The sequence below is a fragment of the Sulfurimonas sp. C5 genome, from assembly GCF_029872055.1.
In the GTDB taxonomy this organism is placed as follows: domain Bacteria; phylum Campylobacterota; class Campylobacteria; order Campylobacterales; family Sulfurimonadaceae; genus Sulfurimonas.
Genome location: NZ_JARXNQ010000001.1, coordinates 253,683 through 280,208 on the forward strand (window position 1 = coordinate 253,683; position 26,526 = coordinate 280,208).

Sequence of the window (26,526 nt, forward strand, 5' to 3'; positions counted from 1 at the left end):
CTTACGCATCCTCTTCTAGAGGTAAAAAATCACAAATATCAGGATCATAAAATTCTATAGCTCCACTCTCGATATCATAAAGCCATCCATGAATAAACAATTCTCCATTATCAAGTTTTTCTTTAACATATGGATATGTTAAAAGGTTTTCTATCTGAAAAACAACATTGAGTTTTTCACTTAGACGAAAAAGTGCATCTTTTTGTGCATCTCTGCCAAGTGCCAGTACAGCATTTATTTTTGCTTTATGCCCTAAAGAGAGCCATTTCTTTGTATGAATAAACGGTTTTGTTTCTATATCACTGTAAAGTGAAGCAATGGCACCACAATGGGTATGTCCACAAATGATAATTTCCGATACATTTAAGGCAGATACTGCATATTCGATCCCTGCTGCTGTTGAATGATAATCTTCATCCGGTTTGTAAGGTGCAACGAAATTACCGACATTACGTACAACGAACAGATCACCTGGAGGTGTGTCTGTGATGAGGTTTGGAACAACGCGTGAGTCTGCACAACCTATAAAGAGTGCTTTTGGGTGCTGACCGTTTTTAGCTAATTCTAATAGCTCTTTTTCATGTTTTTTAAAATAACTTTTTTGGAATTTTTCATTACCTTGTAATAATGAACTTTTTGGCATAGATTATCCTTTTATATAAAAATATTTTTTGTTTTAAAATAGTTATTGATTGTTTTATGTGTAATTATAAAAGGAATTTTGGGGGTTTTAATAAGGATGAAGTATCTGCGTACGAGTATTCTTTTTGTATTGTATTAGCTTGATCTAAGAAAGTATTTTTGAACAAACTTGCGGAAATAAAATATAGCTCTTTGTCTTCAAAATCAGAAGATTCATATTTTTCTGTTTCCGTCTCAGCGACAATCACTGTTGTTGATTTATCTACACTCTGTAATTCACTTGCAGCAATTTCAACTGTAAATAATGTTAACAATAATGCTAATACAAATACAATATATACTTTCATGGGAAAAATTATAAACTCAGTAGGTGAATAAATTGTAAACGATCTGACGTAATGTCAAATATTACTAAAGAGCAGATGAACAATAATGAGTATTAATTGTAACAAACTTTTTAATGTATTAAAAATAGTGATATAATATGATTAATCAGTGTTTATCATTTATTGAGTAGTTAGATATTAGTATCTATTTATAAAGGTGCGTGATGGAAGTCAAAAATATAAAACAAATCGAACAGGCGCTTCAAGAATGGGTAAGTGCCTTGGATGTTTTAGACGATGCTATTTTTATTCACGACCAAGAGTATCGTATTCTTCGCTGTAACAGTGCTTATCAGCGACTTGCTTCTCTTCCGTTTAAACAGATCATCGGTCAGCCTTATTTTAAAGTATTCCCAAAATCAAAAGAACCTCTGCCACATTGTTCAGTAAGCATAGATAAAAATTGCACAGAAGAGAATGAAAATGATATTTTGGTAGATGGTGTACTTTACCGTTCTCGATCTTACATAATCCGTGATAAAGAGGGTATTTATCACTATTCGATTCAGATACTACAAGATATTACTAAAGAGCAAGCTGATGAAGAGAGATTGAAACAAAACGAAAAGTTCATTAAAGCAGTACTTGACAATCTTCCTATAGGTATTGCCGTAAATACGATTGAACCAGAAGTAAAATTCAACTATATGAATGACAACTTTCCAAAACTCTACCGTACAACACGCGAAGCACTAAAGAATCCAGATGATTTTTGGAAGGCTGCATACGAAGATATAAATTTTCGTAAAAAGATCAAAAAACAGGTTATAGATGACTATGAAAGTGGTGATCCGTTACGTATGCACTGGAATGAGGTCCCACTTACTCGCAAAGGGAAAGAAACAAGTTATATCTCGGCGCAAAATATTCCATTGCCAGATATGAACTCTATTATTTCAATGGTCTGGGATGTAACGGAACGCAGGAATATGGAAGAACTCTTACTCAATGAAAAACGTTTTTCCGATAAGCTTATCGAAAGTATTCCTGATATTTTCTTTGTGCTTAATGGAGAAGGAAAATTTGAACGTTGGAATAAAAAGATAGAAACTCTTTTTGGGCTAACGTCTGAAGAGTTAAAAGATCGTAACGCGCTCTCTCTTATCTATGAAGATGACCGCCCCGAGATCGCAAAAAAAATAGAAGAAACTTTAGCGCTGGGGTATACTACTGTAGATACACGAGTGATGGCAAAAGAAGGACTTTGCTACTATAAGTTTACTAGTAAACGGATCACCACACCTAATGGTACGGGAATCATCGGTATAGGCCTTGACATGACTAAGCGTAAGAATATGGAACTGCAACTCAAAAGGGAGAGAGACTTTTCTGACCGATTGATCGAAACAGCTCCCGTCATCGTCTTACTGCTTGATAAAACAGGACACATAGTCAGATACAACCGCTACATGGAACAGCTTTCTGGTTACCCGCTTGAAGAGGTGGCAGGGAAGGAGTGGTTCTCGTTAGTTCTCCCTGAAGCGACTCGTGAAAAGACTAGAGAAATCTTCCTTGAAGCTATTAATGATCTAGATAGCAAAGGAAATATAGACAGTATACTTACCCGTTGGGGTGATGAGCTTCATATTGAATGGTACAGTAAAACTATTAAAGATGCTGAAGGAAAAACAGAAGGACTACTTGCCATAGGCGTGGATGTTACCGAGCAACAGAAGGTTCAGGAACGGTTAGAATTGTTTCATACTCTTTTAGAAAATTCTACGGATGCTGTTGAAATTATTGAACCGGGTACCCTAAAACTACTTGATGTTAATGACACGCTTTGTCGTGAACTGGGCTACAGTCGTAAGGAACTGCTTGAGATGACTATCTATGATATAGATCCAACAGTTACACCCGACATGGTTAAGACGATTAAAGAGAAGATCGATACAGAAGGGAATGTAATCTTTGAAAGTTTGAATAAACGCCGAGATGGAACTATATATCCTGTCGAAGTCTCGCTATCACTCAACAAACTTGAACATCCCTATTTATTAGCGATTGTACGCGATATTACAGAACGCAAGGAAGCAGAAGAGCATCTTAAAGAGAGTGAAGAAAAATTCCGTACTATGACTGCTTCCGCGCAAGATGCAATCTTGATGATAGACTCACAGGGAAATATCTCCTACTGGAACGAAGCAGCGGAAAGAGTCCTTGGTTATTCGGCTGATGAAGCTATGGGGACTAATTTGCATAAGTTGATTACTCCAGAGCGTTTTATGGATGCTCATCTAAAGGGGTTTAAAGAGTTTCAGCGTACAGGTCAAGGTGCTGCGGTTGGAAAGACTGTTGAACTAGCAGCTATAAAAAAAGACGGTACGGAGTTTCCTATTGAACTCTCTTTGTCCTCAATACTTCATAAAGATGGATGGGGTGCTATAGGAATCATGCGTGATATAAGTGAGCGTAAAGCATCTGAAGCTGCACTCAATAGGGCAAATCGAGCTCTTAAAACTCTTTCTGCCGGGAACTTGGCACTTGTACATGCAACAAGTGAAGAAGAGTTGCTTAAAGAGGTAACCAGAGTGATCGTTGAAAGGGGTGGGTATAGTCTTGCCGTCGTTGATTATGCAGATGATGGTCCTGAGAAAAATCTCACTCCTGTCGCTTGGCATGGTTTTAGCGGTGAAGAGTACTGGTTAAATGACCTATGTTGGAAGGATACTGGAAAAGGTGTCCTCCCCGCCGGAGCAGCTATTCGCGAGGGGGTAACACAGATTTTTAGAGATATTAAAGATCCTCTTACTTGTCCTAATTGGCGAGATGCTGCAATAGAACGTGGATATGTTTCACACATATCTCTGCCGCTTTTTGATGGAAAAAAGCCTTTTGGAGTATTGAGTATCTACTCATCTCAAGAAGAGTCTTTTGATGAAGAAGAGATCCATTTGCTTGAAGAGTTGGCCAATGATCTGGCTTATGGTATTGGCAATCAGCGTACGCGTGATGTGAATAAAAAGCACGAAGCTATTTTACGAGAGAGTTTAGAGCAGACAATTCTGGCAATTTCTGCTACTGTAGAGTCACGTGATCCTTATACGGCAGGTCATCAGAAACGTGTTGCTGAACTGGCAACGGCCATTGCCAAGGAGATGGGGTTAGGTCAAGAAGAGATAGAGGGGATTAGGTTTGCAGCTATTATTCATGATCTTGGAAAAATTCATATCCCTGCAGAGATTCTTGCTAAACCTGGACGTTTGACAGATATTGAGTTTATGCTTATTAAAACACATCCCCAAGCGGGTTACGACATTATTAAAGATGTAAATTTTCCTTGGCCGATTGCTCAGATAATTCTTCAGCATCACGAACATGTTGACGGTTCGGGTTATCCTCAGGGACTTAAGGGAGATGAGATCCTCTTGGGAGCAAAGATTATTACCGTAGCAGATGTGATTGAAGCTATATCTTCCCATCGTCCATATCGTTCGGCTTTAGGTATTCAAGTAGCTCTTGACGAAGTAACAAAAGGACGAGGAACAAGATATGATAGTGTAGTTGTAGATACCTGCATGAAGCTTTTCAAAGAAAAAAAGTTTACATTTAATACTGACTCTAGTATGCTCGCTATTTAAACTTATATAAAAAAATTTTGTTATCAATGGAATTAAATAGCATGGAAGCAACTAGTAACAAAGTTTATAATTAGGGAAATTTGCAATCCTAACAGAATTTTGTATAATGTTATACGTTATAGTTCTAAAAAGAAGGATATTAGTTGAATAGTTCTATTGAGGAATCTCCGTTTGAACATAATTCTTTGAAAGTCATTGAGTCATTAATCGACATGCATAAAGATTTAGTATTTGTTTATCACAATAACAAACCGATTCTTTTCAATCAAGCAAGTAAAGTGTTTTTTGGAGTTGAAACTCTCAAAGAGTTTGCAAGAGAGTTTGGAACTTTAGAAAATAGATTTGTACCGCATGACTCTTACTTCCATGTATCAACAATAGACAATGAACATCCTTGGCAACAATCAATAATGTCAATAGAAGAATCTGACAGAATAATAAGTATGTTGGATCGTAAAATTAAGCCCCATGCATTTTCAGTAACTGTTGAGATACCGTTAGATGGGTATGAACTGATTTTTTTTAATGACATTACATCTCAGCTTATCAAGCGTATTATGACAGAGAACAAAACAAATCTTGATAGTAACACTCAAGCTTATAACCGAACATATTTTGAACACGTATCACCGATAATTTTAACCGCTGCAACATTTAATGAAAAACTTATAGGGATTTGTTTAGTAGAGTTTGAACATGAAGAAGTTGAATTTGCTCAGAGTATTTCAGAAAGTATAAAAAATCAAATACGTGAGGATGATATGCTCGTCCGTTGGAATGATAAAAGCTTCTTACTTCTCTTTTTAATCAGTTCTGAAGAAGATGCACATTCTGTTAGTCAGAAAATTAGAGATACTCTTAATCAATTTCAAGCGACACATAAAACTCGTGTGTGTATGGGCTTAAAAAATAAGCATGAGAGTATAGAAGCAATTATATCTCGTTGTGAAAATTCACTCACAGATACACAAGAAAATTTCATCTCATTATAAAAATATTCATATATAAAGTAATCCAGATTTCAGTAGAGATAGTGTTCTGATATGCTACACTTTTTAATCTGAAAATACTAAAAAGATTTTATTATGAAAACTACCATTGATTTATTGCAAAAACACAAAGAATTAAAAGTTATTAATACTGAATTAGATGTCTATTTGGAAATTCCCCATGTAGCATATGCTGAGGTGAAAAAAGGGGAAGAGGGGAAAGCTCTCCTTTTTACTAATGTAATTGATAAGAAGACAGGACATAAATATGAAGAACCAGTATTAATGAATGTATTTGGTTCATTTAAAAGATGTGAGTTGCTGTTTGGTCGTAAGATTGAGAGTGTGGCTGATGAGATTACAAAACTGCTTCATATGAAACCGCCTGCTTCTTTTAAAGAAAAGCTTTCTATGGCCGGGGAGTTGTTCCAGTTGAAAAATATTTTTCCAAAACGCTTAAAATCAAAAGGGGTGTGTCAAGAGATAATCCATCTTGAACAAGATATAGATCTGACAAAACTTCCTGTACTTACAACTTGGGAACAAGACGGCGGGCCATTTATCACGATGGGACAGGTATATACTCAGTCTCTTGACGGTGAAATGGTTAATCTAGGAATGTACAGACTGCAAGTGTACGATAAAAACCATCTGGGAATGCACTGGCAGATTCATAAAGATTCTTCTCACTTTTTTGATCAGTATCAAAAAGCAGGAAAAAAGATGCCTGTTTCAATCGGTATAGGTGGAGATCCTCTTTATACTTGGTGTGCGACAGCACCACTTCCTTACGGTGTAAATGAACTGTTAATGTATGGACTTATTAAGAAAAAGCCTGCAGAACTTGTAAAATCAATTACAACACCGCTTTATATTCCTAAAGATGTAGATTATGTAATTGAGGGTTGGGTAGATCCTAGCGAATTGAAAATTGAGGGTCCTTTTGGAGATCATACGGGATATTATACTTTAGAAGAGCCGTATCCTGTGTTAGAAGTTTCAGCTATTACGATGAAGCATGACAGAACATTTTTAGCAACTGTTGTCGGAAAACCGCCATTAGAAGATAAATACATGGGGTGGGCGACAGGAAAGATCTTTTTTCCATTACTCAAAACAACGACACCGGATCTACTGGACTATCATATGCCTGAGAATGCAGGTTTTCATAACCTTATTTTAGCAAAGATGCAGCCGCTTTATAAAGGGCATGCAAAACAGTTTATGCACGCTTTTTGGGGAGCAGGACAGATGAGTTTTGTAAAACATGCTGTTTTTGTAGATGAAAATGCTCCGTCATTAGAAAACTATGAAGCATTTGCAACTTATGTACTTAATCGTTTTACTCCGAAATCTATGTTTATCACAGAAGGGATTTTGGATGCACTGGATCATTCATCACCTGAAGCATTAGTAGGTGGAAAACTTGGTATTGATGCTACATCTGCAAATAAAGTGGAACCACCACATCTTCTTGGTGATGAAGAGTTATTACATAAAGTTCAAGAACTTATTCCGGATGCTGTAGATCTTCATCAGTTTATGAGAAGAACCAATAATCCAATTACAGTTATCAGTGTAAATAAAGCGAAAAATGCAAAAGAGTATTTTGATGCATTATTACCTCTTTCAACAAACATGAGAATAGTGGTATTTGTAGATGCTCAAAAAAATGATGTTAGAAATGCATATATGTTAGTATGGAGAGTTACGAACAATATTGATGCTCTTCGTGATATTTACAAGTCAGGACTTATGATAGGTGTTGACGGTACAAATAAAAATGAGTTAGACGGCTTTACACGAAGATGGCCTGATGATGTAGATTGTACGATGGGCGTAGTGAATCATTTGAAGAACCTTGGCGTCTGGGATTTAGACGAAGAATTATTTAAAAAGTTTCAATTGTAATAAAATTGTGAGAATTGCATATAAATTGTTAAGGGTCTAAGCTTAGTATAATAATTTCTAATGTAATATGACTTCTATTTATATTTTAAGGCGTAGAAATGGGTAAATTTGTATTTATTGCATTGTCAATTTTAATACTATCATTCTCGACAGCTGATGCAGCTATATATAAGGGGCAAAAGGAATTTGTAAAAAACTGCCTTAAGTGTCATGATTCTGGACAAACTTTTGTTGCAAGTCATAAAATGAAATACTGGAAACATATGATGGCTAAAAAAGGTCAAAAATTGGCAGAGCTTCATTTAAAAAGTGAGAAAGCGCAAAAGTCATGGAAATATTTTGAAAGTAAAAAGTATACTAGAAAAGTAAAACACCTGAAACAATTTTTAGTCGAGTATGCTAAAGATAGTGGAAACGTACCTGCTTGTAACTAAAAACTTCATTTATATATAGACTTATTTTTTTAAGTCTATATCTTCTTTTTGTAAAATCATCTATATTTCGATAAAATATCAAACTTTTTTAAAAAATTTCAAGGAAACTCTTATGGATAAAATGTGGTCAGGTCGTTTTAGCGCAAGTGCATCTAGCTTATTAGACCAATTTAACGCTTCAATTATGTTTGATAGAAAACTCTATCTGGAAGATATTGAAGGTTCTACTGCTCATGCTACTATGCTTGCTAAACAAGGGATCTTAACTAAAGAAGAACTCGAACAAATCAAACAAGGTTTACAGCAAGTAAAAAAAGAGATCGAATCAGGCGAATTTGAATGGAAAATTTCTGATGAAGATCTTCATATGGGGATCGAAAAACGTTTAACGGCACTTATCGGTGATGCCGGAAAAAAATTACATACTGCACGTAGTAGAAACGATCAGGTTGCAGTAGATTTCAGACGTTATGTCCTTCGTAAAAACAATGAGATTGTAGAAGCTATTAAAAAACTTATGTATGAGGTTCTAGTAGTAGCAGAACAACATACTGAGACACTAATTCCTGGTATGACACACTTACAACATGCACAGCCTATTAACTTTGGTTTCCATTTAGGTGCATACCTTTCGATGTTTAAACGTGATATTGAAAGATTTCAAAGCTCATATGAGAGAAACAATATCTCTCCGTTAGGTTGTGCGGCATTAGCAGGGACTCCACATAAAGTAGACCGTGAATATACTGCAGAACTTCTTGGTTTTGACAGTGTGAGTGTAAACTGTTTGGATACTGTAAGTGACAGGGATTTTGCCTTAGAAATTTTATTTAATATCTCAACAATGATGATGCATATTTCACGTCTTAGTGAAGAGCTTATTATGTGGTCTTCATATGAATTCGGTTTTGTTGAGCTAAGTGATGAATATTCAACAGGTTCTTCAATTATGCCACAAAAGAAAAATCCAGATGTACCGGAACTTTTACGTGGAAAAACAGGACGTGTATATGGTTCACTTATGGGACTGTTAACAGTTATGAAAGGGCTTCCATTAGCATATAACAAAGATACTCAAGAAGATAAAGAAGGTGTTTTTGATGCAGTTGAAACTGCTGAAATTTCTTTAGAAATCTTAAAAGAAGCTATTAAAACAATGACTGTTAAACCGCACAATATGGAAAAAGCATGTGCAATCGGCCACTTAAGTGCAACAGATTTAGCAGACTATTTAGTAGAAAAGTGTGATATTCCATTCCGTGAAGCTCACTTCATCACTGGACGTGCAGTGGCTAAAGGGGAAGAACTAGGTGTTGATTTAAGTAAAATGGAATTTAAATACCTTAAAGAGATTGATGAGAGAATTAACGAAGATGTAATGGAATTTTTAGCACTTCGTCACTCTATGAATGCAAGAACATCTCAAGGTGGAACTGCAACGGTAAGAACACTAGAGCAATTAGAATTTTTTAGAGAATATTTAAATAAAGCAGAGGAGACTTTACTCATATGAAAATTACAGTAACACATCAAGATGCAATGAAGTTTGAGGCTAAGACTGAAAAGTCTAGCTTTATAATTGACTGTCCAACTATTTCGCCGATAGAGTATTTTTTATCGGGGATTATTACGTGTAGTGCGACGGATATCGTTATGATTCCAAAAAATCAAGGTAAAACTGTTACTGACTTAGTGGTTGACGGTGAAGTGGTTCGTGCTGAAGACCATCCAAGAAAGTTTGTTAAACTTCATTTGACATACAACTTCAATTCAGATGCAGATGACGATACACAAGCAGCTCGTTGGGTAATGGCTTCGGTAGAGACATATTGTTCAACAATCAATACTATTCGTGACACGACTGAGATCTCTTACAGCATTACACATAACGGCAAACTTATCCGTGAAAATGAAAAAATGATTAGCGGCGGCGGTAGTAAAATCGATATGGGTGAAATTGACGCCTGCGGCAACTAGGAACTTTTCCTAGCTTTGCTGATAAATTTTTTCGTAAACTTTTTTTCTTTCCGTAACTCTTTGTAAATACACTTTCGGCTCATTATATTTTAAATCTCTCAATAATCGTCTATAAACTTCATCAGGTGTAAGTTCGTTGATGATCCTAGCAGCGGCATTAACATCATTGGTACCTACAAAAGCACGAGCAACATTACCCGCACCAGTATTATATGCAGCAACTGTACAGTAAAGTTTACTTTGCGGATTTTTAATGGCTCTTAAATATTTATAATATAAAATGTGAAGATAAGCACTCCCAATTTCAATATTATTTTCTGAATTGTAAAGATAACTGCTCGATAGAAGTCTCTTTTTATTGTAGAGATATTGATAGGCATCAATTCCTGCAGTTTTTGGGACTATCTGCATAAGGCCATACGCCGGAATATGTGATCGCGCCATTGGATTATAGGAACTTTCAGAATGGATAATGGCAAAAATTAGATGCAAAGATATATCTTGTTTTTGGGAATTTTTTAACACCTCTTGATAATAATCCTGTGAGCGTTTATAAGTAGTATTTTTAGGAAGTTGTACATCTACAAAATAGATTTTTTTCCCTTTTTGTTTTGAAGAGTCTTTGGAAAGAATATTTGTTGTATTATTTAGCACATACTTGGATACATCCTCTTTTGTAGGGCTTGTTGTAAAGACAATATTTTTTAAAATAGGTTTTGCGTCAGGCTGTGCATCTACTACCTCTTTAGGTTTTTGAATTTGATTGATACGCTGTTGCAAAGGATCTGATTCATAAGCACTTTTCGTGTCTTGTGTAACAGCTTTTGCAAGGGCAATATGAATGTTTTCCTGCGCCTCTTGCTCAGAGTCGGCAATTGTCTCAATTGTGATCTTCTCTTGTTCAAAATTAACGTCGGTTCTTGTTTTTTTATCTGTTGTATAGGTAATCCATTCTTTTTTATTGGAAAGTTTAGGTTTTTCCCAAAAAATACCTAACTCTTTTTGATAATCTGTAAATGCTTTTTCTTGTGCTTTTTTATAAGTTTCAAAACTGTTTTTTTCAATTTGAAAACTCTTTTTTTGTACTTGTTTGTATTGTTGAAAAGCTTCAAGTTCAGATTTGTAATTATTAGGATTTTCGGCGGAAAGAAGAGTCGCCGCCGCAAAAGAAAAAAGAAGTGTTTTAAAAAAAGGCATCAGATCATATTCTTTGGATCAGAATCGCTGAAATGTCCCCATTTGAGTTTTGCACCGCCTAAAACGTGGAAATGGAGATGTTTTACCTCTTGTCCACCATTTTCACCGATATTTGAAATAATTCTATAACCTGTATGATCAATACCTGTTTCTTTTGCAATATCTTGCATGAAACTAGTTAGTCCTGCCATCATTTCAGGTGATACTTCATGAAAACTGTCAACGTGTAATTTTGGGATAGCTAAAATATGCACAGGTGCTTTTGGATTGATGTCATGAAATGCTAAAAAATCATCGTTTTCAGCAATAATATTTGATGGGATCTCTTTATTTACAATTTTACAAAATATACACATTTAAAATTCCTTGTTTTTTGGTTATTGTAGCACATAATTTACGAAATGAAGCTATTTATAAACAATATTTGCTATAATCCCTTTTAAATTTTATAACTTTGGGTGAATAGATTTGAAAGAGTGGTACGATAAGATAAACGAAGCACAGAATGTGGACTCTATAGAAGAGATTCGCATCGCTGTTTTTGGGAAAAAGGGTGTCTTAGCAGCTGAATTTGCAAAAATGAAAACAGCTTCTAATGAAGAAAAATCTCAAATAGCAAAAGATTTAAATACGCATAAAGCAGCATTGACAAATGCACTAAATGTGAAAAAAATTGAGCTTCAAACAAAAGAATTAAAAGAAAAAATGGAAGCAGAATCTATTGATGTTTCTATGTTTAGTCAAAAAAGCTCGGCAGGAGCATTGCATCCTGTAATGCAGACTATGGACAGAATTGTTGAATATTTTGTTTCTATGAATTTTGCAGTAAAAACGGGAAATATGGTAGAGGATGACTTTCACAACTTTGAAGCATTAAACCTGCCAAAATACCACCCAGCTCGTGATATGCAAGATACTTTCTATTTTAAAGATGAGATGTTACTAAGAACACATACGTCTCCTGTACAAATTAGAACAATGATGGCTGCAAAACCTCCGATTCGTATGATTGCACCGGGTGCTGTTTTTAGACGTGACTATGACTTAACACATACACCGATGTTCCATCAAATTGAGGGACTTTTAGTAGATGAAACGGGAAAAGTATCATTTGCAAACTTGAAGTATATTTTAGAAGACTTTTTAAAATATATGTTCGGTGATGTAGATGTTCGTTTCCGTCCATCATTTTTCCCGTTCACGGAACCTTCGGCAGAAGTGGATATTTCATGTGTTTTCTGTAAAGGAGACGGATGTCGTGTATGTTCACATACTGGATGGTTAGAAGTTCTTGGATGTGGAATCGTTGATCCAAATGTTTTTGAAGCGGTAAAATATGAAGATGTTAGCGGGTATGCGTTTGGACTGGGCGTTGAGCGTTTTGCAATGCTTATTCACCAAATAGGTGACTTACGTTCACTTTTTGAAGGAGACATAAAACTACTGGAGCAATTTCAATGATAGTAACAAGATCTTGGTTAAATGAATGGATAGATTTAGATGGCATTTCAACAGAAGAACTTGCTAAAACATTTAATTCTATCGGTCTTGAAGTAGATAGAATTGAAGAATTTAATGTTCCTAAAAAAGTTGTTTTCGGTAAAGTTTTAGAGTGTGAAAAACATCCTGATGCTGATAAGCTGAATGTTTGTAAAGTTGATCTTGGAACGGCTATACGTCAGATTGTATGTGGTGCAAAAAATGTTCGTGCCGGACTTACAGTAGTTGTTGCAACAATCGGTGCAGAGCTTCCAGGGGGGATGGTTATTAAACCTGTTCAACTTCGTGGTGTTGATTCTGAAGGTATGATCTGTTCACCTGGTGAAATTGGATTACATAGTTTTTGTGATGGAATCATGGAAGTTGATACAAGTGTTGGTGAAATAACACTAGGGGCAGAAGTGTGTGAAAATCCATACTTTAATGATGCACTTATAGAAATTGAGCTAACAGCAAATAGAGGTGATTGTCTGAGTATTCGCGGTGTTGCACGTGATCTGAGTGCTGCATTTGACAGACCTTTAAAAGATTACAGTGTGTCTGATAACGATGATATGCGCGGGATTGGAAGAATTTTATCTTTAGTACACGATAAAGAATTGGATATCAATTTACGCTATAAAGCACTAGAACTTGATACTTTGTCACTTCCATTTTTAGTAAAAATGAGACTTGCGCAAATCGAAGAGAGCAGAGAAAGTGACGTCGAGTCAATTATGTTATATGCGACACACTCAACAGGTGTAATCATGAGAGCATATAGCCATAGTTTTTTTGCAAATGATGATGAACAAAAGATGGCAAGAGTACATCTTAGTGAAGATGAAGAAGGTTTTGCATCTATCACTTCTGATGAAGCTCAAATTGCTTCAACGGTGGGTGTTATTCAAAAAGAGGAATCAAAAGTTACGGATAATAACGGTGTTATTCTGATTGAAGCAAGTTATATCCCGCCTGATATCATCTCTAAAAAAATGGATGAAAACAAAGTTGAATCAGGTCCACTCTTTTACAGAACTTCACGCGGAAGTGAACCTGAATTAGAAGCAGGACTTTCATTCTGTATCGATTTAATTGAAAAGTATTCAAATTCGTCAACTTTCAGTGGTACGATTGAATTAAGTAACTCTGTTAAAGAAAAAATTATTACTGTTTCAAAACAAGAAATTGATGAAATTATTGGTGCAAAAATTGATAAAGCAGTTATAACAAAAATACTTAAAAATTTAGGTTTTAATACAACAAAATCTACAGTAGATAATTATGTGATTTCTGTACCTCAATATCGCCATGATATCGTGAATAAACAAGATATCGTTGAAGAGATTGTAAGAATGGTCGGGATTGATAACATTCCAGCAAAACCGTTTGTTTTAACAGAAGATAATCGTTTAGAAGATAACTATTTTGAGTATAAAAAACGTATGCATTATAGAATGCGTGGAGCTCAAAGCGGTTTCTTTGAATCTGTACATTTTGTTTTTGATGAGAAAAAAGTACTGAACTCTTACGGTTTTGAAACGACAAAAGCAGAGTTGGAACTTTTAAATCCTATTGTACAAACACTTGATACTTTAAGACCGACACTATTAACAGGGCTTTTAAAGGCAGCTTCACAGAACAAGAAAAACGGTTATAGTTCTGTAAAACTTTTTGAAGTTGGTTCAGTATTCTCTCCGACAAGAGAAGAAAGCCTGAAAATGGCATTTATCTTTAGTGGAGATAAAGAAGCTGAAACACTACTCAATGCCGGAAGACCTGCAAAAGTAGATTTTGGAACTTTTGTACAAAAAATAGCTGATGTAATCGGTGATGTAGAACTCCGTCAATATGAAACTACACATTCTCTTTCACACCCTTATCAATGTGCTGAAGTATATGTAGCGGGTAAAAGAGCAGGGGAATTGTTTAAAGTACATCCTGAAGTTCAAGAAGCATATGATTTAGAAGATACTTTCATGTGTGAATTAGACTTTGATGCATTGACATATGAGTTGAAAGTAGCGCGTAAAACTTCTAAATTTCAAGCATCTTTTAGAGACCTTAGTTTATTAGTCTCTAAAGATATAACATTTGAAGCTATTAAAACAGTTATTAATACTAATGCTACAAAAGAACTTGTAAGATTCTATCCTGTAGACAAATACAGTGACGAGTCTTTAGGAGACAACATCAGTTTAAGTTTACGTTTTGTATTGCAATCTGATGAAAAAACGCTTGAAGAAGAAGATATAACTAACGCAATGGAGTCTATCCTTAATGCGTTAAAAGATGAATTAGGAATCGGTCTGAGATGAGTTTAGTAGAAGTTTTTCCGGCAAAATCATTTTCGTTTGCGACGTCTGAAATAGCACCTGACAAATCTATTTCACATAGAAGTGTTATGTTTGCAATGTTAGCAGAAGGTGTAAGTACAATTGATAACTTTTTAAGAGCAGAAGATACTCTGAACTCTTTGGAAATTGTAAAAAACCTCGGTGCGTCGGTAGAAGATGATGGAAAAACTATTAAGATCTCTTCAAATGGGATACAAGAAAGTTTTGAAGTATTAGACTGCGGAAACTCAGGGACTGGAATGCGTCTTTTTTGCGGACTTTTAAGCTCTGCTAACGGTCATTTTGTTTTAACGGGAGATAAATATCTTCGTCGTCGTCCTATGAAAAGAGTTGCGGATCCTCTGAAAAGTATCGGTGCAAAAATTGATGGACGTGAGAATGGAAATTTAGCTCCACTATCAATTCGTGGTGCATCGCTCAAAGCTTTTAATTATGAAAGTAAGATCGCTTCAGCACAAGTAAAATCTTGTATGATTTTAGCGGCATTAAGAGCTGACGGTAAGTGTACATATACAGAGCCTGAACTTTCACGTGATCATACTGAAAGAATGCTCAGAGGGATGGGAGCAGGTATTGAAGTAGACGGATTAAAAACTACGATTAAGCCAATGGAAAAGCTTTTATCGCCATTGACAATCAGGGTACCTGCTGATCCATCTAGTGCATTCTTTTTTGCGGTAGCTGCTGCGATCACTGAAGGAAGTGATGTAATACTAGAAGGTGTGACACTTAATCCTACACGTATAGAAGCATTTAAAGCACTAGAAAGAATGGGGGCTGATATTACTTATACTCTTACAGAAGATAAGTATGAGCCTATAGGGAATATTCATGTGAAATATGCTCCTTTACAAGCAATTACAGTAGAAGACAATATCTCATGGCTTATAGATGAGCTTCCGGCACTCAGCATTGCTATGGCATGTGCAGAGGGTGATAGCCTTGTAAAAAATGCAGAAGAACTTCGTGTTAAAGAATCAGATCGTATCTCTACTGTTGTAGAAGGTTTAAAAGCTGCTGGTATAACAGTAGAAGAGTACGAAGACGGTTATAAAATAACAGGCGGAAAGCTACAAAAAGCAAAAGTTGATAGTGACGGTGATCACAGAATTGCAATGAGTTTTATTATTGCAGGTCTGAAATGCGGTATGGAAGTGAGTGATTTAGACTGTATTAACACTTCTTTTCCAAACTTTTTTGAGATCTTACAAAAAATTACAAAAGTGGAATTTAAATAAATTTTCTTCTCACTATAAAGTGAAGCTTTAGTGAGAGGAATTTATCAAAGAATTTACTTCTTTGATGAAGGAGACAGATAATGATGAATATTGAATTAGCAGAAAATTACGGTTTTTGTTTTGGCGTAAAACGTGCAATTAAAATTGCTGAAGAGAACCAAAATGCAGCAACTTATGGTCCGCTAATTCACAATTCAAGAGAGATTGCCCGTTTAGAGAAAGATTTTAAAGTTGGGCTTACTGACAATCATAAAATTTTTCAAGCAGGTGATAAAGCGATTGTCCGTACTCACGGTATTCAAAAACAGGAACTACAAGAACTTAAAGAACGGGGTGTAGATGTTGTAGACGCTACATGTCCGTACGTAACGAAACCTCAAGAGATTGCTCAAGAGATGAGTGAGCTTGGATATAGTGTAGTGATTTTTGGCGATGAGGAACATCCTGAAATTAAAGGTGTTAAATCATATGCGACAAATGGTGCTATCGTTGTGATGTCACCTAAAGACCTTGAAGGTGTAAAACTTCACGAAAAAATAGCTCTTATTGCACAAACAACAAGAAAAGTTGAAAACTATATGGAAGTTGCCAATTATTTGATCCCTCGTTATAAAGAGGTACGGGTATTTAATACTATATGTAATGCAACCTTTGAAAATCAAGACGCAGTAAGAAAACTTTCAAAGAAAGCCGATGTAATGTTGATTATCGGTGGAAAAAATTCATCAAATACGAAGCAATTATTTAATATTTCAAAAGAAAATTGTAAAGATTCTTATCATATAGAAGATGAAAAAGATCTTGACTTTTCATGGTTTGACAATAAAAAACTGTGTGGAATTTCTGCAGGTGCTTCAACTCCAGACTGGATTATCCAAAATGTAATTGAGGCAATAAAGTCCAAAATCACACAAAATTAGCACCTAATCTCCAAAATTCTTTCAATTCTTTATAAAAAGATAATCATATTTTAGATATAATGCAATAATTTTTATTTAACAGAGGATAGGTAATGGCGTTCGATAACGAATCATTCGAAGAAGAAGAGAGTTTTGCAGAGCTTTTTGCTGCAAGTGAAAGAGAACAAGAAACAAATCGCATCGTAGAAGGTGAGATCGTAGAGATTCAAGCTGATGATAATAGAGCATTAGTTGGTGTTGGTGACAAGTTGGAAGGTATTATTAGCCTTGATGAGATCCGTGATGAAGCTGGTGAGCTTAAATTCGGTGTAGGCGATAAAATCAAAGTTATGATTACAGGATACTACAATGAGCGTCCTAAAATCTCATATAAAAAAGTACTTGAACAAGAAAAAACTATTGAGTTCATTGATGCTCATAAAGAGAACTTTGAAGATTTAGTGATTGACGGTGTAATTACAAAGAAAAACCGTGGTGGTTATGTTGTAGAAGCTGATGATGTAACTTTCTTCATGCCACGTTCACTAGCTGCATTTAAAGACAGTGAAGATGTGGTTGGTAAAAAGATTAAAGCACAAGTTGTAAAAATCGATCCGGCAGACAATTCAATTGTACTTTCTCGCCGTAAACTTTTTAACGAAGAGCGTAAAAAGAAAAAAGAGATTATTGATAAAATTATGGCTGATGACGTAGTTGTTGAAGGTGTAATCAAAAAAATTACAAGCTACGGTATGTTTGTAGATGTTGGCGGTGTTGACGGTTTAGTACACTACAACGAGATCTCTTATAAAGGTCCTGTAAATCCAGCAAAACTTTACAAAGAGGGTGATACTGTAACTGTTAAAGCTATCGCTTACGATAAAGATAAACGTCATCTTTCATTATCTGTAAAAGCAGTTCAAGCTGATCCATGGGCTGAAGTTGAGTCTGAATTAGATGAAGGTGATACAATCACTGTAACTGTTTCAAATATTGAAAACTACGGTGCATTCGTTGACCTTGGAAACGATATTGAAGGTTTCTTACATATTTCAGAAATTACATGGGATAAAAATGTAAAAAATCCAGCTGATTATTTAACTCTTGGTCAAGAGATTGACGTTGAAGTTATCGAAATTGATCCAAAAACTCATAAACTTCGTGTATCTTTAAAAAGATTACTTCCAAAACCATTTGATGAGTTTATGAAAAAACACTCTGAAGGTGAAGTTGTAAGTGGAACTGTAACATCTTTAACTGATTTCGGTGCATTCGTTCGTATTGACGGTGTTGAAGGATTATTACATAACCAAGATATCTCTTGGGATAAAAATACTAAAGCAAAAGATGTATTAAAATCTGGAGATGAAGTTGAAGTTAAAATTGCTAAAATTAATGAAGCTGACCAAAAAATCTCTTTAAATAGAAAAACTTTATTAGAATCACCAATTGACAAGTTCGCTGCAAACAATAAAGTAAACACTGTAGTAAGTGGAACTATCCGTGATATCAAAGATTTCGGTGTATTCGTATCTTTAGAAGACGGTGTAGATGCACTTATCCGTGACGAAGATTTAGCTCCTTTAAATAAAGAAGAGTTAGAAGTTGGTCAAACTATTGAAGCTGCAATCGCTAATATTGATACTCGTCGTGACCGTATCCGTTTATCTGTTAAAAAATTAGACTATATCAAAAATCAAGCGATGTTAGAAGAGATTAATGACACTGAGTCTCACTCTTTAGGTGACTTGATTAAAGATCAAATCAAAAAATAATAATTTATGCAAACTCTTTTAAAATGGCTTACTCCTGCGATAGCGTTGGGAGTTGCCATTTTTATACTATTTTTTCTTGTCTCTATTAATTCACAAGAACCTATAGTAAACACTAAGCCTTTAGAATTAAAAACCGGACTTTTTCCATCAAAAGAGGAAAAAGTGTGGTTAAACCATTTTTCTGAATCTGAAAGAAAAGGATATATATATCCTGTTAATGAAGTTTATGTAAAACTTGATTTAGATGAAAAAATAACTAAAACTATAACCTATAAGTTATCTGCTAAAGTAAAAGATCCTTACCAGTTATTTTGTTTACAAGAAGAACTTAAAGGGCGTCAATTAAAATATTTTCTAAAAAAAGACAGAGCAGGGATAGATTTACTTATTTATTCACAACATGTTGATAAATTAAATAACTTGGTTAAAGTTTTAAAAAATTATAAAATTCAAGCTCAAATAGAGCTATACAAAGAGGAATATTAAAATGCAAAAACATACTATTGTAGTTTGTGACCATATACATACAGCTGGTCTGGAAATGCTTCAAAATGATGAAAATGTAAACTTTATTATGGCAGCAGATGAGCCAAAAGATAAACTTGTTACAGAGATTATCCCTCAAGCTGATGTTGCTATTACTAGAAGTTCAACAGATGTTGACGCTTTCTTCTTGGAACATGCAAAAAAACTTAAAGCACTTGTACGTGCAGGTGTTGGTGTAGATAATGTTGATATTCCTGGTTGTTCTAAACAAGGTATTATTGTAATGAACGTACCTACTGCTAATACAATTGCTGCAGTTGAACTTACAATGGCTCATATGCTTTCTTGTATGAGAATGTTCCCATACTCTCATGACCACCTTAAAAACCAACGTATCTGGAAGCGTGAAAAATGGTACGGATATGAATTAAAAGGGAAAAAACTTGGTGTAATCGGTTTTGGTAACATCGGTAGTCGTGTTGCTAAACGTGCAAAAGCATTCGAGATGGATATTGTGGCATATGATCCGTACATCCATCCGTCAAAAGTTACAGATCTTGATATGACATATACAAAGAACTTTGATGATATCTTAGCATGTGATGTAATTACAATTCACACACCGAAAAATAAAGAAACTATCGGTATTATCGATGAAGAAGAGATCGCAAAAATGAAAGACGGCGTAGTTTTAGTAAACTGTGCACGTGGTGATCTTTATAACGAAGATGCTTTATATAATGGTCTAAAATCTGGAAAAATCCGTTTTGCAGGTATTGATGTATTTGGTAAAGAACCGGCAACAGATAATAAACTACTTGATTTAGATAACATTGTAGTTTCACCTCACCTTGGTGCAAATACATATGAATCTCAATACAACATCGGTACTCAAGCTGCTGAAAACGCAATTGCAGCTGCTAAAGGTATGGCTTATCCACATGCACTGAACTTACCTATTGACGAGTCAAAAATTCCATCGTTTGTAAAACCTTTCTTAGAAATGGGGCAAAAAATCGGTTTCTTGGCATCTCAAATCAGCAAGGCGCAAATTATTTCTATCAAAGTGACAGGACAGGGTGAAATTGGAAACTATGTAGATTCTCTTTCAACTTTCGTAACTGTTGGTGCTATGAGCCAAAGCTCTGACAAAATCAATTATGTAAATGCTGACTTTATTGCAAAAGAAAAAGGTATTAAAATAGAATCTGACAACTTAGGTGATTCTAGCGTATATAAAAACCTTATCACTGCAAAACTTACAACTTCTGAAGGTACTACGACTATTAGTGCTACTATCTTTGACGACGGTGTTCAAAGAATGGTTGCTTTAGACGGTTTTGAGATTGAAGTACCTTTAAAAGGGAATATGATCATGTTTAAAAACTCTGATGTTCCTGGTGTAATTGGAAGTGTTGGTACTACTTTAGCAAACAACAATGTAAACATTGCTGACTTTTCTTTAGCGCGTAATGCCAATAAAGAAGCTTTAGCTGTTATATTAGTTGATGAAGCAGTAAGTGACAAAACATTAAAAGAGTTATCTGCACTAGATGCTTGTTTAAATGTAAGCCACGCTAGTATATAAATACTTTAACTTTTCTCTTTTATATGAGGCTCTTTGAGCCTCATCTTCTATTTACATTTAAAATCCATAATTATTGAAATTGATTGTTGAAAGTACGAAGATTTTGGCATGAACAAAATGTTCATACCTTAATTAGATAGCTTTTGTATTGTCCATAAGTACAGGAACGAAGATTATTGAAACGATAACCGCTACCACTGTTCCTGAAATCAGTGCGACACCAAGACCGCCAAATACAGGATCACTTGCAAGCAGTGAAGAACCTAAGATAATGGCAATAGCAGTTAATAAAATAGGTTTGAGCCTTGTTGCACTTGCAATCGCAATAGCACGTTTCTTCTCGATACCGTTATTTTTGATAAGCTCTTTTGTAAAGTCAACGAGAAGTAAAGAGTTTCTTGAACTAATACCGATAAGGGCAATGAAACCTATCAAACTTGTGGCTGTTAAGAAAAACACATCCTCAGTAAAGATATTAGCTACCCAATGCCCTAAAATAACACCTATAATAGATAGGAAGCTACCACCTAAGATAATACCGCTGATAGCGTATGATTTATAATAAATTACCATCAGTAAAAAGATAAGGATAAGTGCAGCAATAAAAGCAGCTCCTAGGTCTCTAAAAGTATCAAGAGTTACTTTCATTTCTCCATCCCAGCGAAGCAGGTATTCTTTACCTGTTTTTTTATCTACTAATGTTAAATCAAACATATATGTAGAGATACCAGGCTCTTTTTTAACTTCATAACCTTCTTGTGAGAAGTACTCGATCATTTTATCTCTGGCATCTAAAAGAGGATAGACTTGACTTTGATTGTCCGTCTCAGCTGTAACATTGATCATTGTCTTTAGATCTTTATGATAAATAGTTCTCTCAGACTTCATCTCTTTAATATTTACAACCTCTGTTAAAGGGATCATCATCCCTTTTGTATTCATAAGGTATAAAGAGCTTAACTTTGTTCTTAAAGAGTTTAAAGAGTTTTGATTTATATCTTTTGTTTCATCACTGAGTGAAACAAAAATACCTACTTGGTCATTAAGTTCAATAGTGTTTTTTACAGCAACAACCATCCCTTTAAAAGCGAGATAGAGTATTTGATTTACTTGCTCAACTGTTAAGCCGCTTCTTGCAATTTTTTCAGATATCGGTACAAGCTGAAATTTATCATAAGGTGTTTCAGTCATCACATCAACATCTACAATTTTATCTGTCTGTTTTAGTACTTTTGATACTTCATTTGCAATGCCGGCAACTTTTGTATTCGAATCTCCATATACCTCTACAACAATAGAAGCCATTGTTGGAGGACCTGCAGGCATCTCAATCATCTGGATAACCGTACCTTCTATTTTTGATTCACATTGGTTTTTGATGACAGGTCTAAGACGTTGTACCATAATAAAAGATTTTTCATCACGATGGTGCTTATCGGTAAGGTTTACTACCATTTCGGCATATCTCTCCCCTTGTTTCATACCGCTTCCTTTTACAAGTCCGGCATAATCAAGAGGAGCACCTTCACCTATAAAACTTTCAATATCAGTGACTTCTTTTTCAGGTTTTAAGACATCTTCAACACATTGAACAACCTCTTTAGTTTGAGAGATTGAACTTCCATCAGGTGTCTTGACATATACACTAAATGTATTAGAGCTTTTACCAGGTAACATTCTAGCAAGTACCACTTCTGTAGGAAGCATTAAAATTGTTCCAAAAAGAGATAGAAAAATAAGAGCTGTCACTAAAATTTTTTTAGAACGATGTTGTAAAATATCATAAATAAAATTTTCAAACTTTTTTCCCTGATGTTGATGTGACATTAGAGGCTCCCTTTATTGTTTTCTTTTGGATGGTGTGCACCGTCATCTTTAATTTTTAAAAGTTTTTTACTTAAATAAGGTGTAAAGATATAGGCTACTATTAACGAAGCTATAAGTGCTACAGGAACATTGAGAGGAATCGGTTTCATAAAAGCACCCATCATGCCTCCTACAAATGCCATAGGCACCATCGTTAAGATAATTGCAAGTGTCGCAACGTTAGTCGGTGCTCCAATCTCATCAGTTGCTTTTACTACTAAGGTATCAATATCTTTATGGTCACTGTTATGTGCATGCAGATGTCTATGGATGTTTTCAATTACGATGATGGCCGCATCTACAAGTAAACCTAATGAGAGTAAAAATGCAAACAGAGTCATTCTATTGATCGTCTGTCCACTTAGATATGCAACAAAAAGAGTTGCTGCAAGAATTGCAGGTACCGTAAACATTACGATCATACTCTCTTTATATCCAAGGAAGAATACAAGCATTACGGTAATAATTACAATTGTAATAATAAGATGTTCTACAAGCTCATTAACCGCTTCGTTTGCACGTTGTCCGTAATCTCTTGTAATGGTATATCCAATCCCTTGAGTTTTTAATTTTTCGTCATATTTAGTAAGAAGTGCCTTAACGTCATCTGCAACAAATACGGCATTTGAACCTGCCAGTTTTGAGATAGTCAATGTTATTTGGGAGTATGAGCGTTTTTCCTCTATATCATTCAGCGTAATTTTAGCCGAGAGCTTATCATTGTTATTGATTCCATCTTTTACAGATGCAACATCTTTGAGATAGATTGGAGAACCCATATATTGTGCAACTATTATGTTCTGTACATCTTCGATATTCTCAATAACATTTTGTACACCGAATACGACAAGTTTTTTATCTTTTGTATTAGTATTTACGTTTGGAGCTTTGATAGAGATTGCTTTTATAGCTTGAACAATTTGTCCTAATGAAAGGTGATACCCTTTAAGCTTATTGAGATCAACATCTACATTGAATTGTTGTTTATGTTCACCTTTTAGGTCTGTTTTTGAAACATTGTCTATTTGTGCAATTTTGATTTTAAGATCTTGAATAGTTTTTAAAAAATCTGAATATACAAGAGTCTCATTCGTTTGATAAAAAGCAATATTTACAATAGGGATATCAATGTCTATATCAAAAGGCTTAACTAGTGGCTGCATCACCTCTTTTGGCATCAGATCCATATTTTGCATAACTTTATCGTAAAGTTTTAGGTTTGATGCTTCCCTGTTTTGTCCTATATAATACATTACATTGATGACAGCAGCATTTTCCATACTCATTGAGTATATGTGCTCAACACCGCTAATCTCACGAATTTTTTGCTCTAATGGTTGAACGACGATTTTTTCAACCTCTTTTGGAGAAAGTCCCGGTGCTGCAACAACAATACTACCGCCACTCAGAGCTATTTGAGGGTCCTCTTCACGAGGCATAACTTCTAAAGAGATATACCCGATTGCCAATAAAAATACAGCTAAAATAGCTGTAAGAGGGTTATATAAAAATGATTTTGCAAGTTTTCCTGCGTAATCGCTAACTTTTATATTGCTAACATCATGTTCTTGCATAACTATTTTACCTCAATACCGATTGTAGCATACATACCGGGATAGATATTTTTGTTTTTGCTTAGTAAAGAAATTTTTACTTTGAAAGTATGTGTCATAGGGTTTGAACTTGGAATGATTGCTGAGATTTTTCCTATCATTTGAAGACCTAAAGATGGTATTTCTACACTTACTTTTTTCCCAACGTATACACTTTTCATATCTTGTTCTGCAATTTCTATTTCTACTTTTAAGTTACTTAGATCTGAAAGTACAATAGCCGGCATACCAGGGATAGCCATTTCACCGACTTTGATGCTTTTAGAAATAACAACACCGTCATTAGGTGCTTTAATTCTTAAGTATTGGTATTGGTTTTCAACCTCTTGAAGTCTTGCTTGAGCGATATTAATCATATCTTGTAAATTTTTTGCAGCCAGTTCAAGCTCTTCAACTTTATATTTTGCAACCATATCTTGTGCATAAAGTTTTTTATGACGTTCTAGATTGATAATTACATTTTCGTATTGATTTTTATACATTTGCAGTGCAGCTTCTGCTTGACGTTTTGCCGAATCGATTTCACGAGAATCAATTGTATAAAGGAGTTGGTTTTTCTTTACTCTATCACCTTCACTTACAGTTACATTTGTAACAAAGCCCATAAAACGGCTTGTAATCATCTTTTGATTGTCTGAAATCACACTTCCGGACAGTGTTAACATTTCAGCAAATAAAGATGCCGTAAGTGTGATAAGTAGTATGGTTTTTTTCATTAGTTTTCTCCGTTTGCTAGTTTTTCAAGTTCAAAAATCTTTTCATTTCTTTTGTTTTTAGCAACCAAAAGTTCTAAAATCTTTTCAATTTGAGATGATTGTTTGATGATTACATCGTTCATAGAAATAAGTTTTTCTTTATATCTTGCTTCATAGTTTTTATAAATGGCATCTGCTAGATCTAATTCTTTTTTTAAAGATTTGATCTCTTGGTTGACACTTTTAATTTCTGTGCGTATTTTAGCAAGTTTTAGTGCGATTCCTTGTTTAGCAAGTTCAACTTGTGAGTGCATTTTTAACTCTTCAACTTTTGCTTTTTCTATGTTCGCACTGTCAATACCACCGTTAAAGATATTCCACGTGAGTCTTGCACCTACAGTATAAGCTTTGTGATCATTTGCATTACCTAAAAAAGTATTGTCGGCAGTTGCTACTTCTGCAAAAGCACCAACTGTGGGATAGTATGATGCTTCATTAGCATCTAACATATTCTTTTTGAGCTCCAGTGCAGTTGTTGCTTGTTTAATATCTAAGTTTCTGTCTAAAACCATATCTTTACTAATATACGGTTCTGTAATCTCTTTTGCAGGAAGTTCAATTTTGTCAACTTTTTCATTAAGCAAAAAACTGATGTAATGGTAAAGCAGTTCTTCATTTGCTTTCATCTGTACAAGAAGTCTTTCTACATTTCCTTTTTTTGCTTTTACTTCAAGAAGATCGACTTTTTTGGCATACCCTACGTCAATCATAGTTTTCGTCGTTTTTTCTAAAGAATTGATATTTGATAAAATAGTTTCCATATTATGAATTGACGATTCAAGAAGAGCCATATCGTAATAACTCTTTTTTAATTGGAATACTTTTTCGTTGAGTACTTTGTCTTTATCAAGAGTTTTAATATTTTTTACTTCTTGCATCACTTTTGTATAACTTGAAATTGCAAAGCCTGTAAATAAAGGTACTTCATAACGAAGTTTTGATTGAAAAAAGTTTTGATCTTTTGGATAGTTTAGATCGTGTGGTTTTACCGTCAAGATATTTGGATTAGTTAAACTAAAATCACGAAAACCAAAATCACCGAATGTTGCTTCGCGAGATGTAAGTTTAAATCCAAACACATTTCCCGCATCGTTTGAACGGGCAACGTCTTGTGTGAAATCTAACTTACCCCAGTGCAAGCCGGTAGTTTTGTCAATATCTTCTTGAGCACTTTTTACCTCTAATGTAGCAGTTTTTATCTCTAAATTGTTGTTTTTTAATATTTCTAATGCCTGAGACAAACTCAAAGGATCATTAGATGCAGATAAAAACCATGGTAAAAGGAGTGCACTCACAACTTTTTTCATATTTGATGTCCTTGTTTATAATAGTTATAATTTGAGAATAAATTAT

Annotated in this window: 21 protein-coding genes; 13 read left to right on the plus strand and 8 right to left on the minus strand. The window is 34.8% G+C overall.

The annotated features are described in order from the left end of the window. Window position 1: 1 nt before the first annotated feature. Both P6N22_RS01310 and P6N22_RS01315 read right to left on the minus strand, forming a co-directional pair. Window positions 2-643 (minus strand): carbonic anhydrase, encoded by a 642-nt coding sequence (locus P6N22_RS01310; RefSeq protein ID WP_280329432.1) that lies wholly within the window; start codon window positions 641-643, stop codon window positions 2-4. 64 nt (window positions 644-707) lie between these two features. Continuing rightward, a complete protein-coding gene (locus tag P6N22_RS01315) occupies window positions 708-989 on the minus strand; it encodes a hypothetical protein (RefSeq protein ID WP_280329434.1) in 282 nt (93 codons plus the stop codon). A gap of 203 nt (window positions 990-1,192) precedes the next feature. On the opposite strand from P6N22_RS01315, the gene P6N22_RS01320 reads away from it, so the two are divergent. From P6N22_RS01320 to P6N22_RS01345, 6 genes are all read left to right on the plus strand, one after another. Next, window positions 1,193-4,609, plus strand: coding sequence for a PAS domain S-box protein (locus P6N22_RS01320; protein WP_280329436.1), 3,417 nt, complete (start codon window positions 1,193-1,195; stop codon window positions 4,607-4,609). Between the two features lie 143 nt (window positions 4,610-4,752). Beyond that, window positions 4,753-5,601 (plus strand): hypothetical protein, encoded by an 849-nt coding sequence (locus P6N22_RS01325; RefSeq protein WP_280329438.1) that lies wholly within the window; start codon window positions 4,753-4,755, stop codon window positions 5,599-5,601. A 93-nt stretch (window positions 5,602-5,694) separates the two neighbouring features. Then, window positions 5,695-7,509, plus strand: coding sequence for a menaquinone biosynthesis decarboxylase (locus tag P6N22_RS01330; protein ID WP_280329440.1), 1,815 nt, complete (start codon window positions 5,695-5,697; stop codon window positions 7,507-7,509). A 98-nt stretch (window positions 7,510-7,607) separates the two neighbouring features. Next, window positions 7,608-7,943 carry a cytochrome C gene (locus P6N22_RS01335; protein WP_280329441.1) on the plus strand — a complete coding sequence of 112 codons (336 nt, stop codon included), beginning with the start codon at window positions 7,608-7,610 and terminating at the stop codon, window positions 7,941-7,943. 112 nt (window positions 7,944-8,055) lie between these two features. After that, on the plus strand, window positions 8,056-9,456 hold the full coding sequence (gene argH, locus P6N22_RS01340; RefSeq protein WP_280329443.1) for an argininosuccinate lyase: 1,401 nt from the start codon (window positions 8,056-8,058) through the stop codon (window positions 9,454-9,456). Continuing rightward, the gene (locus P6N22_RS01345; RefSeq protein WP_280329445.1) at window positions 9,453-9,920 is read left to right on the plus strand and encodes an OsmC family protein; all 468 of its coding nucleotides are present in this window, start codon (window positions 9,453-9,455) and stop codon (window positions 9,918-9,920) included. The genes argH and P6N22_RS01345 overlap by 4 nt, the downstream gene beginning before the upstream one ends. A 9-nt stretch (window positions 9,921-9,929) precedes the next feature. On the opposite strand, the gene P6N22_RS01350 is transcribed toward P6N22_RS01345, so the two are convergent. Both P6N22_RS01350 and P6N22_RS01355 read right to left on the minus strand, forming a co-directional pair. After that, window positions 9,930-11,117: a murein transglycosylase domain-containing protein gene (locus tag P6N22_RS01350; protein WP_280329447.1), complete on the minus strand. Its 1,188-nt coding sequence runs from the start codon at window positions 11,115-11,117 to the stop codon at window positions 9,930-9,932. Continuing rightward, complete coding sequence (locus tag P6N22_RS01355; protein WP_280329449.1) at window positions 11,117-11,473, minus strand: histidine triad nucleotide-binding protein; 357 nt, start codon at window positions 11,471-11,473, stop codon at window positions 11,117-11,119. Before P6N22_RS01355 ends, P6N22_RS01350 begins: the two co-directional genes overlap by 1 nt. Window positions 11,474-11,585: 112 nt before the next feature. Between P6N22_RS01355 and pheS the strand changes: the two genes are divergently transcribed. From pheS to serA, 7 genes are all read left to right on the plus strand, one after another. Next, window positions 11,586-12,578 (plus strand): phenylalanine--tRNA ligase subunit alpha, encoded by a 993-nt coding sequence (gene pheS, locus P6N22_RS01360; protein WP_280329451.1) that lies wholly within the window; start codon window positions 11,586-11,588, stop codon window positions 12,576-12,578. Further along, complete coding sequence (gene pheT / locus P6N22_RS01365) at window positions 12,575-14,914, plus strand: phenylalanine--tRNA ligase subunit beta (RefSeq protein ID WP_280329454.1); 2,340 nt, start codon at window positions 12,575-12,577, stop codon at window positions 14,912-14,914. Before pheS ends, pheT begins: the two co-directional genes overlap by 4 nt. Next, a complete protein-coding gene (gene aroA, locus P6N22_RS01370; protein ID WP_280329456.1) occupies window positions 14,911-16,191 on the plus strand; it encodes a 3-phosphoshikimate 1-carboxyvinyltransferase in 1,281 nt (426 codons plus the stop codon). The genes pheT and aroA overlap by 4 nt, the downstream gene beginning before the upstream one ends. Window positions 16,192-16,274: 83 nt before the next feature. Continuing rightward, window positions 16,275-17,111, plus strand: a complete 837-nt coding sequence (locus tag P6N22_RS01375) for a 4-hydroxy-3-methylbut-2-enyl diphosphate reductase (RefSeq protein WP_280330465.1) — start codon at window positions 16,275-16,277, stop codon at window positions 17,109-17,111. A 92-nt stretch (window positions 17,112-17,203) separates the two neighbouring features. Beyond that, the gene (locus P6N22_RS01380) at window positions 17,204-18,865 is read left to right on the plus strand and encodes a 30S ribosomal protein S1 (RefSeq protein WP_280329458.1); all 1,662 of its coding nucleotides are present in this window, start codon (window positions 17,204-17,206) and stop codon (window positions 18,863-18,865) included. 6 nt (window positions 18,866-18,871) lie between these two features. Beyond that, window positions 18,872-19,351, plus strand: a complete 480-nt coding sequence (locus tag P6N22_RS01385) for a hypothetical protein (RefSeq protein ID WP_280329460.1) — start codon at window positions 18,872-18,874, stop codon at window positions 19,349-19,351. A gap of 1 nt (window position 19,352) precedes the next feature. Beyond that, window positions 19,353-20,939, plus strand: a complete 1,587-nt coding sequence (gene serA, locus P6N22_RS01390; protein ID WP_280329461.1) for a phosphoglycerate dehydrogenase — start codon at window positions 19,353-19,355, stop codon at window positions 20,937-20,939. Window positions 20,940-21,071: 132 nt separating this feature from the next. Here serA and P6N22_RS01395 read toward each other — a convergent pair whose 3' ends face one another. Genes P6N22_RS01395 through P6N22_RS01410 form a run of 4 tightly spaced genes read right to left on the minus strand, consistent with a single transcriptional unit; the run spans window position 21,072 to window position 26,480 of the window. After that, window positions 21,072-22,766 (minus strand): efflux RND transporter permease subunit, encoded by a 1,695-nt coding sequence (locus P6N22_RS01395; protein WP_280329463.1) that lies wholly within the window; start codon window positions 22,764-22,766, stop codon window positions 21,072-21,074. After that, the gene (locus P6N22_RS01400; protein ID WP_280329465.1) at window positions 22,766-24,379 is read right to left on the minus strand and encodes an efflux RND transporter permease subunit; all 1,614 of its coding nucleotides are present in this window, start codon (window positions 24,377-24,379) and stop codon (window positions 22,766-22,768) included. Before P6N22_RS01400 ends, P6N22_RS01395 begins: the two co-directional genes overlap by 1 nt. A gap of 2 nt (window positions 24,380-24,381) precedes the next feature. Then, window positions 24,382-25,134, minus strand: coding sequence for an efflux RND transporter periplasmic adaptor subunit (locus P6N22_RS01405; RefSeq protein WP_280329467.1), 753 nt, complete (start codon window positions 25,132-25,134; stop codon window positions 24,382-24,384). Further along, window positions 25,134-26,480 (minus strand): TolC family protein, encoded by a 1,347-nt coding sequence (locus tag P6N22_RS01410; RefSeq protein WP_280329469.1) that lies wholly within the window; start codon window positions 26,478-26,480, stop codon window positions 25,134-25,136. Before P6N22_RS01410 ends, P6N22_RS01405 begins: the two co-directional genes overlap by 1 nt. Window positions 26,481-26,526 lie beyond the last annotated feature (46 nt).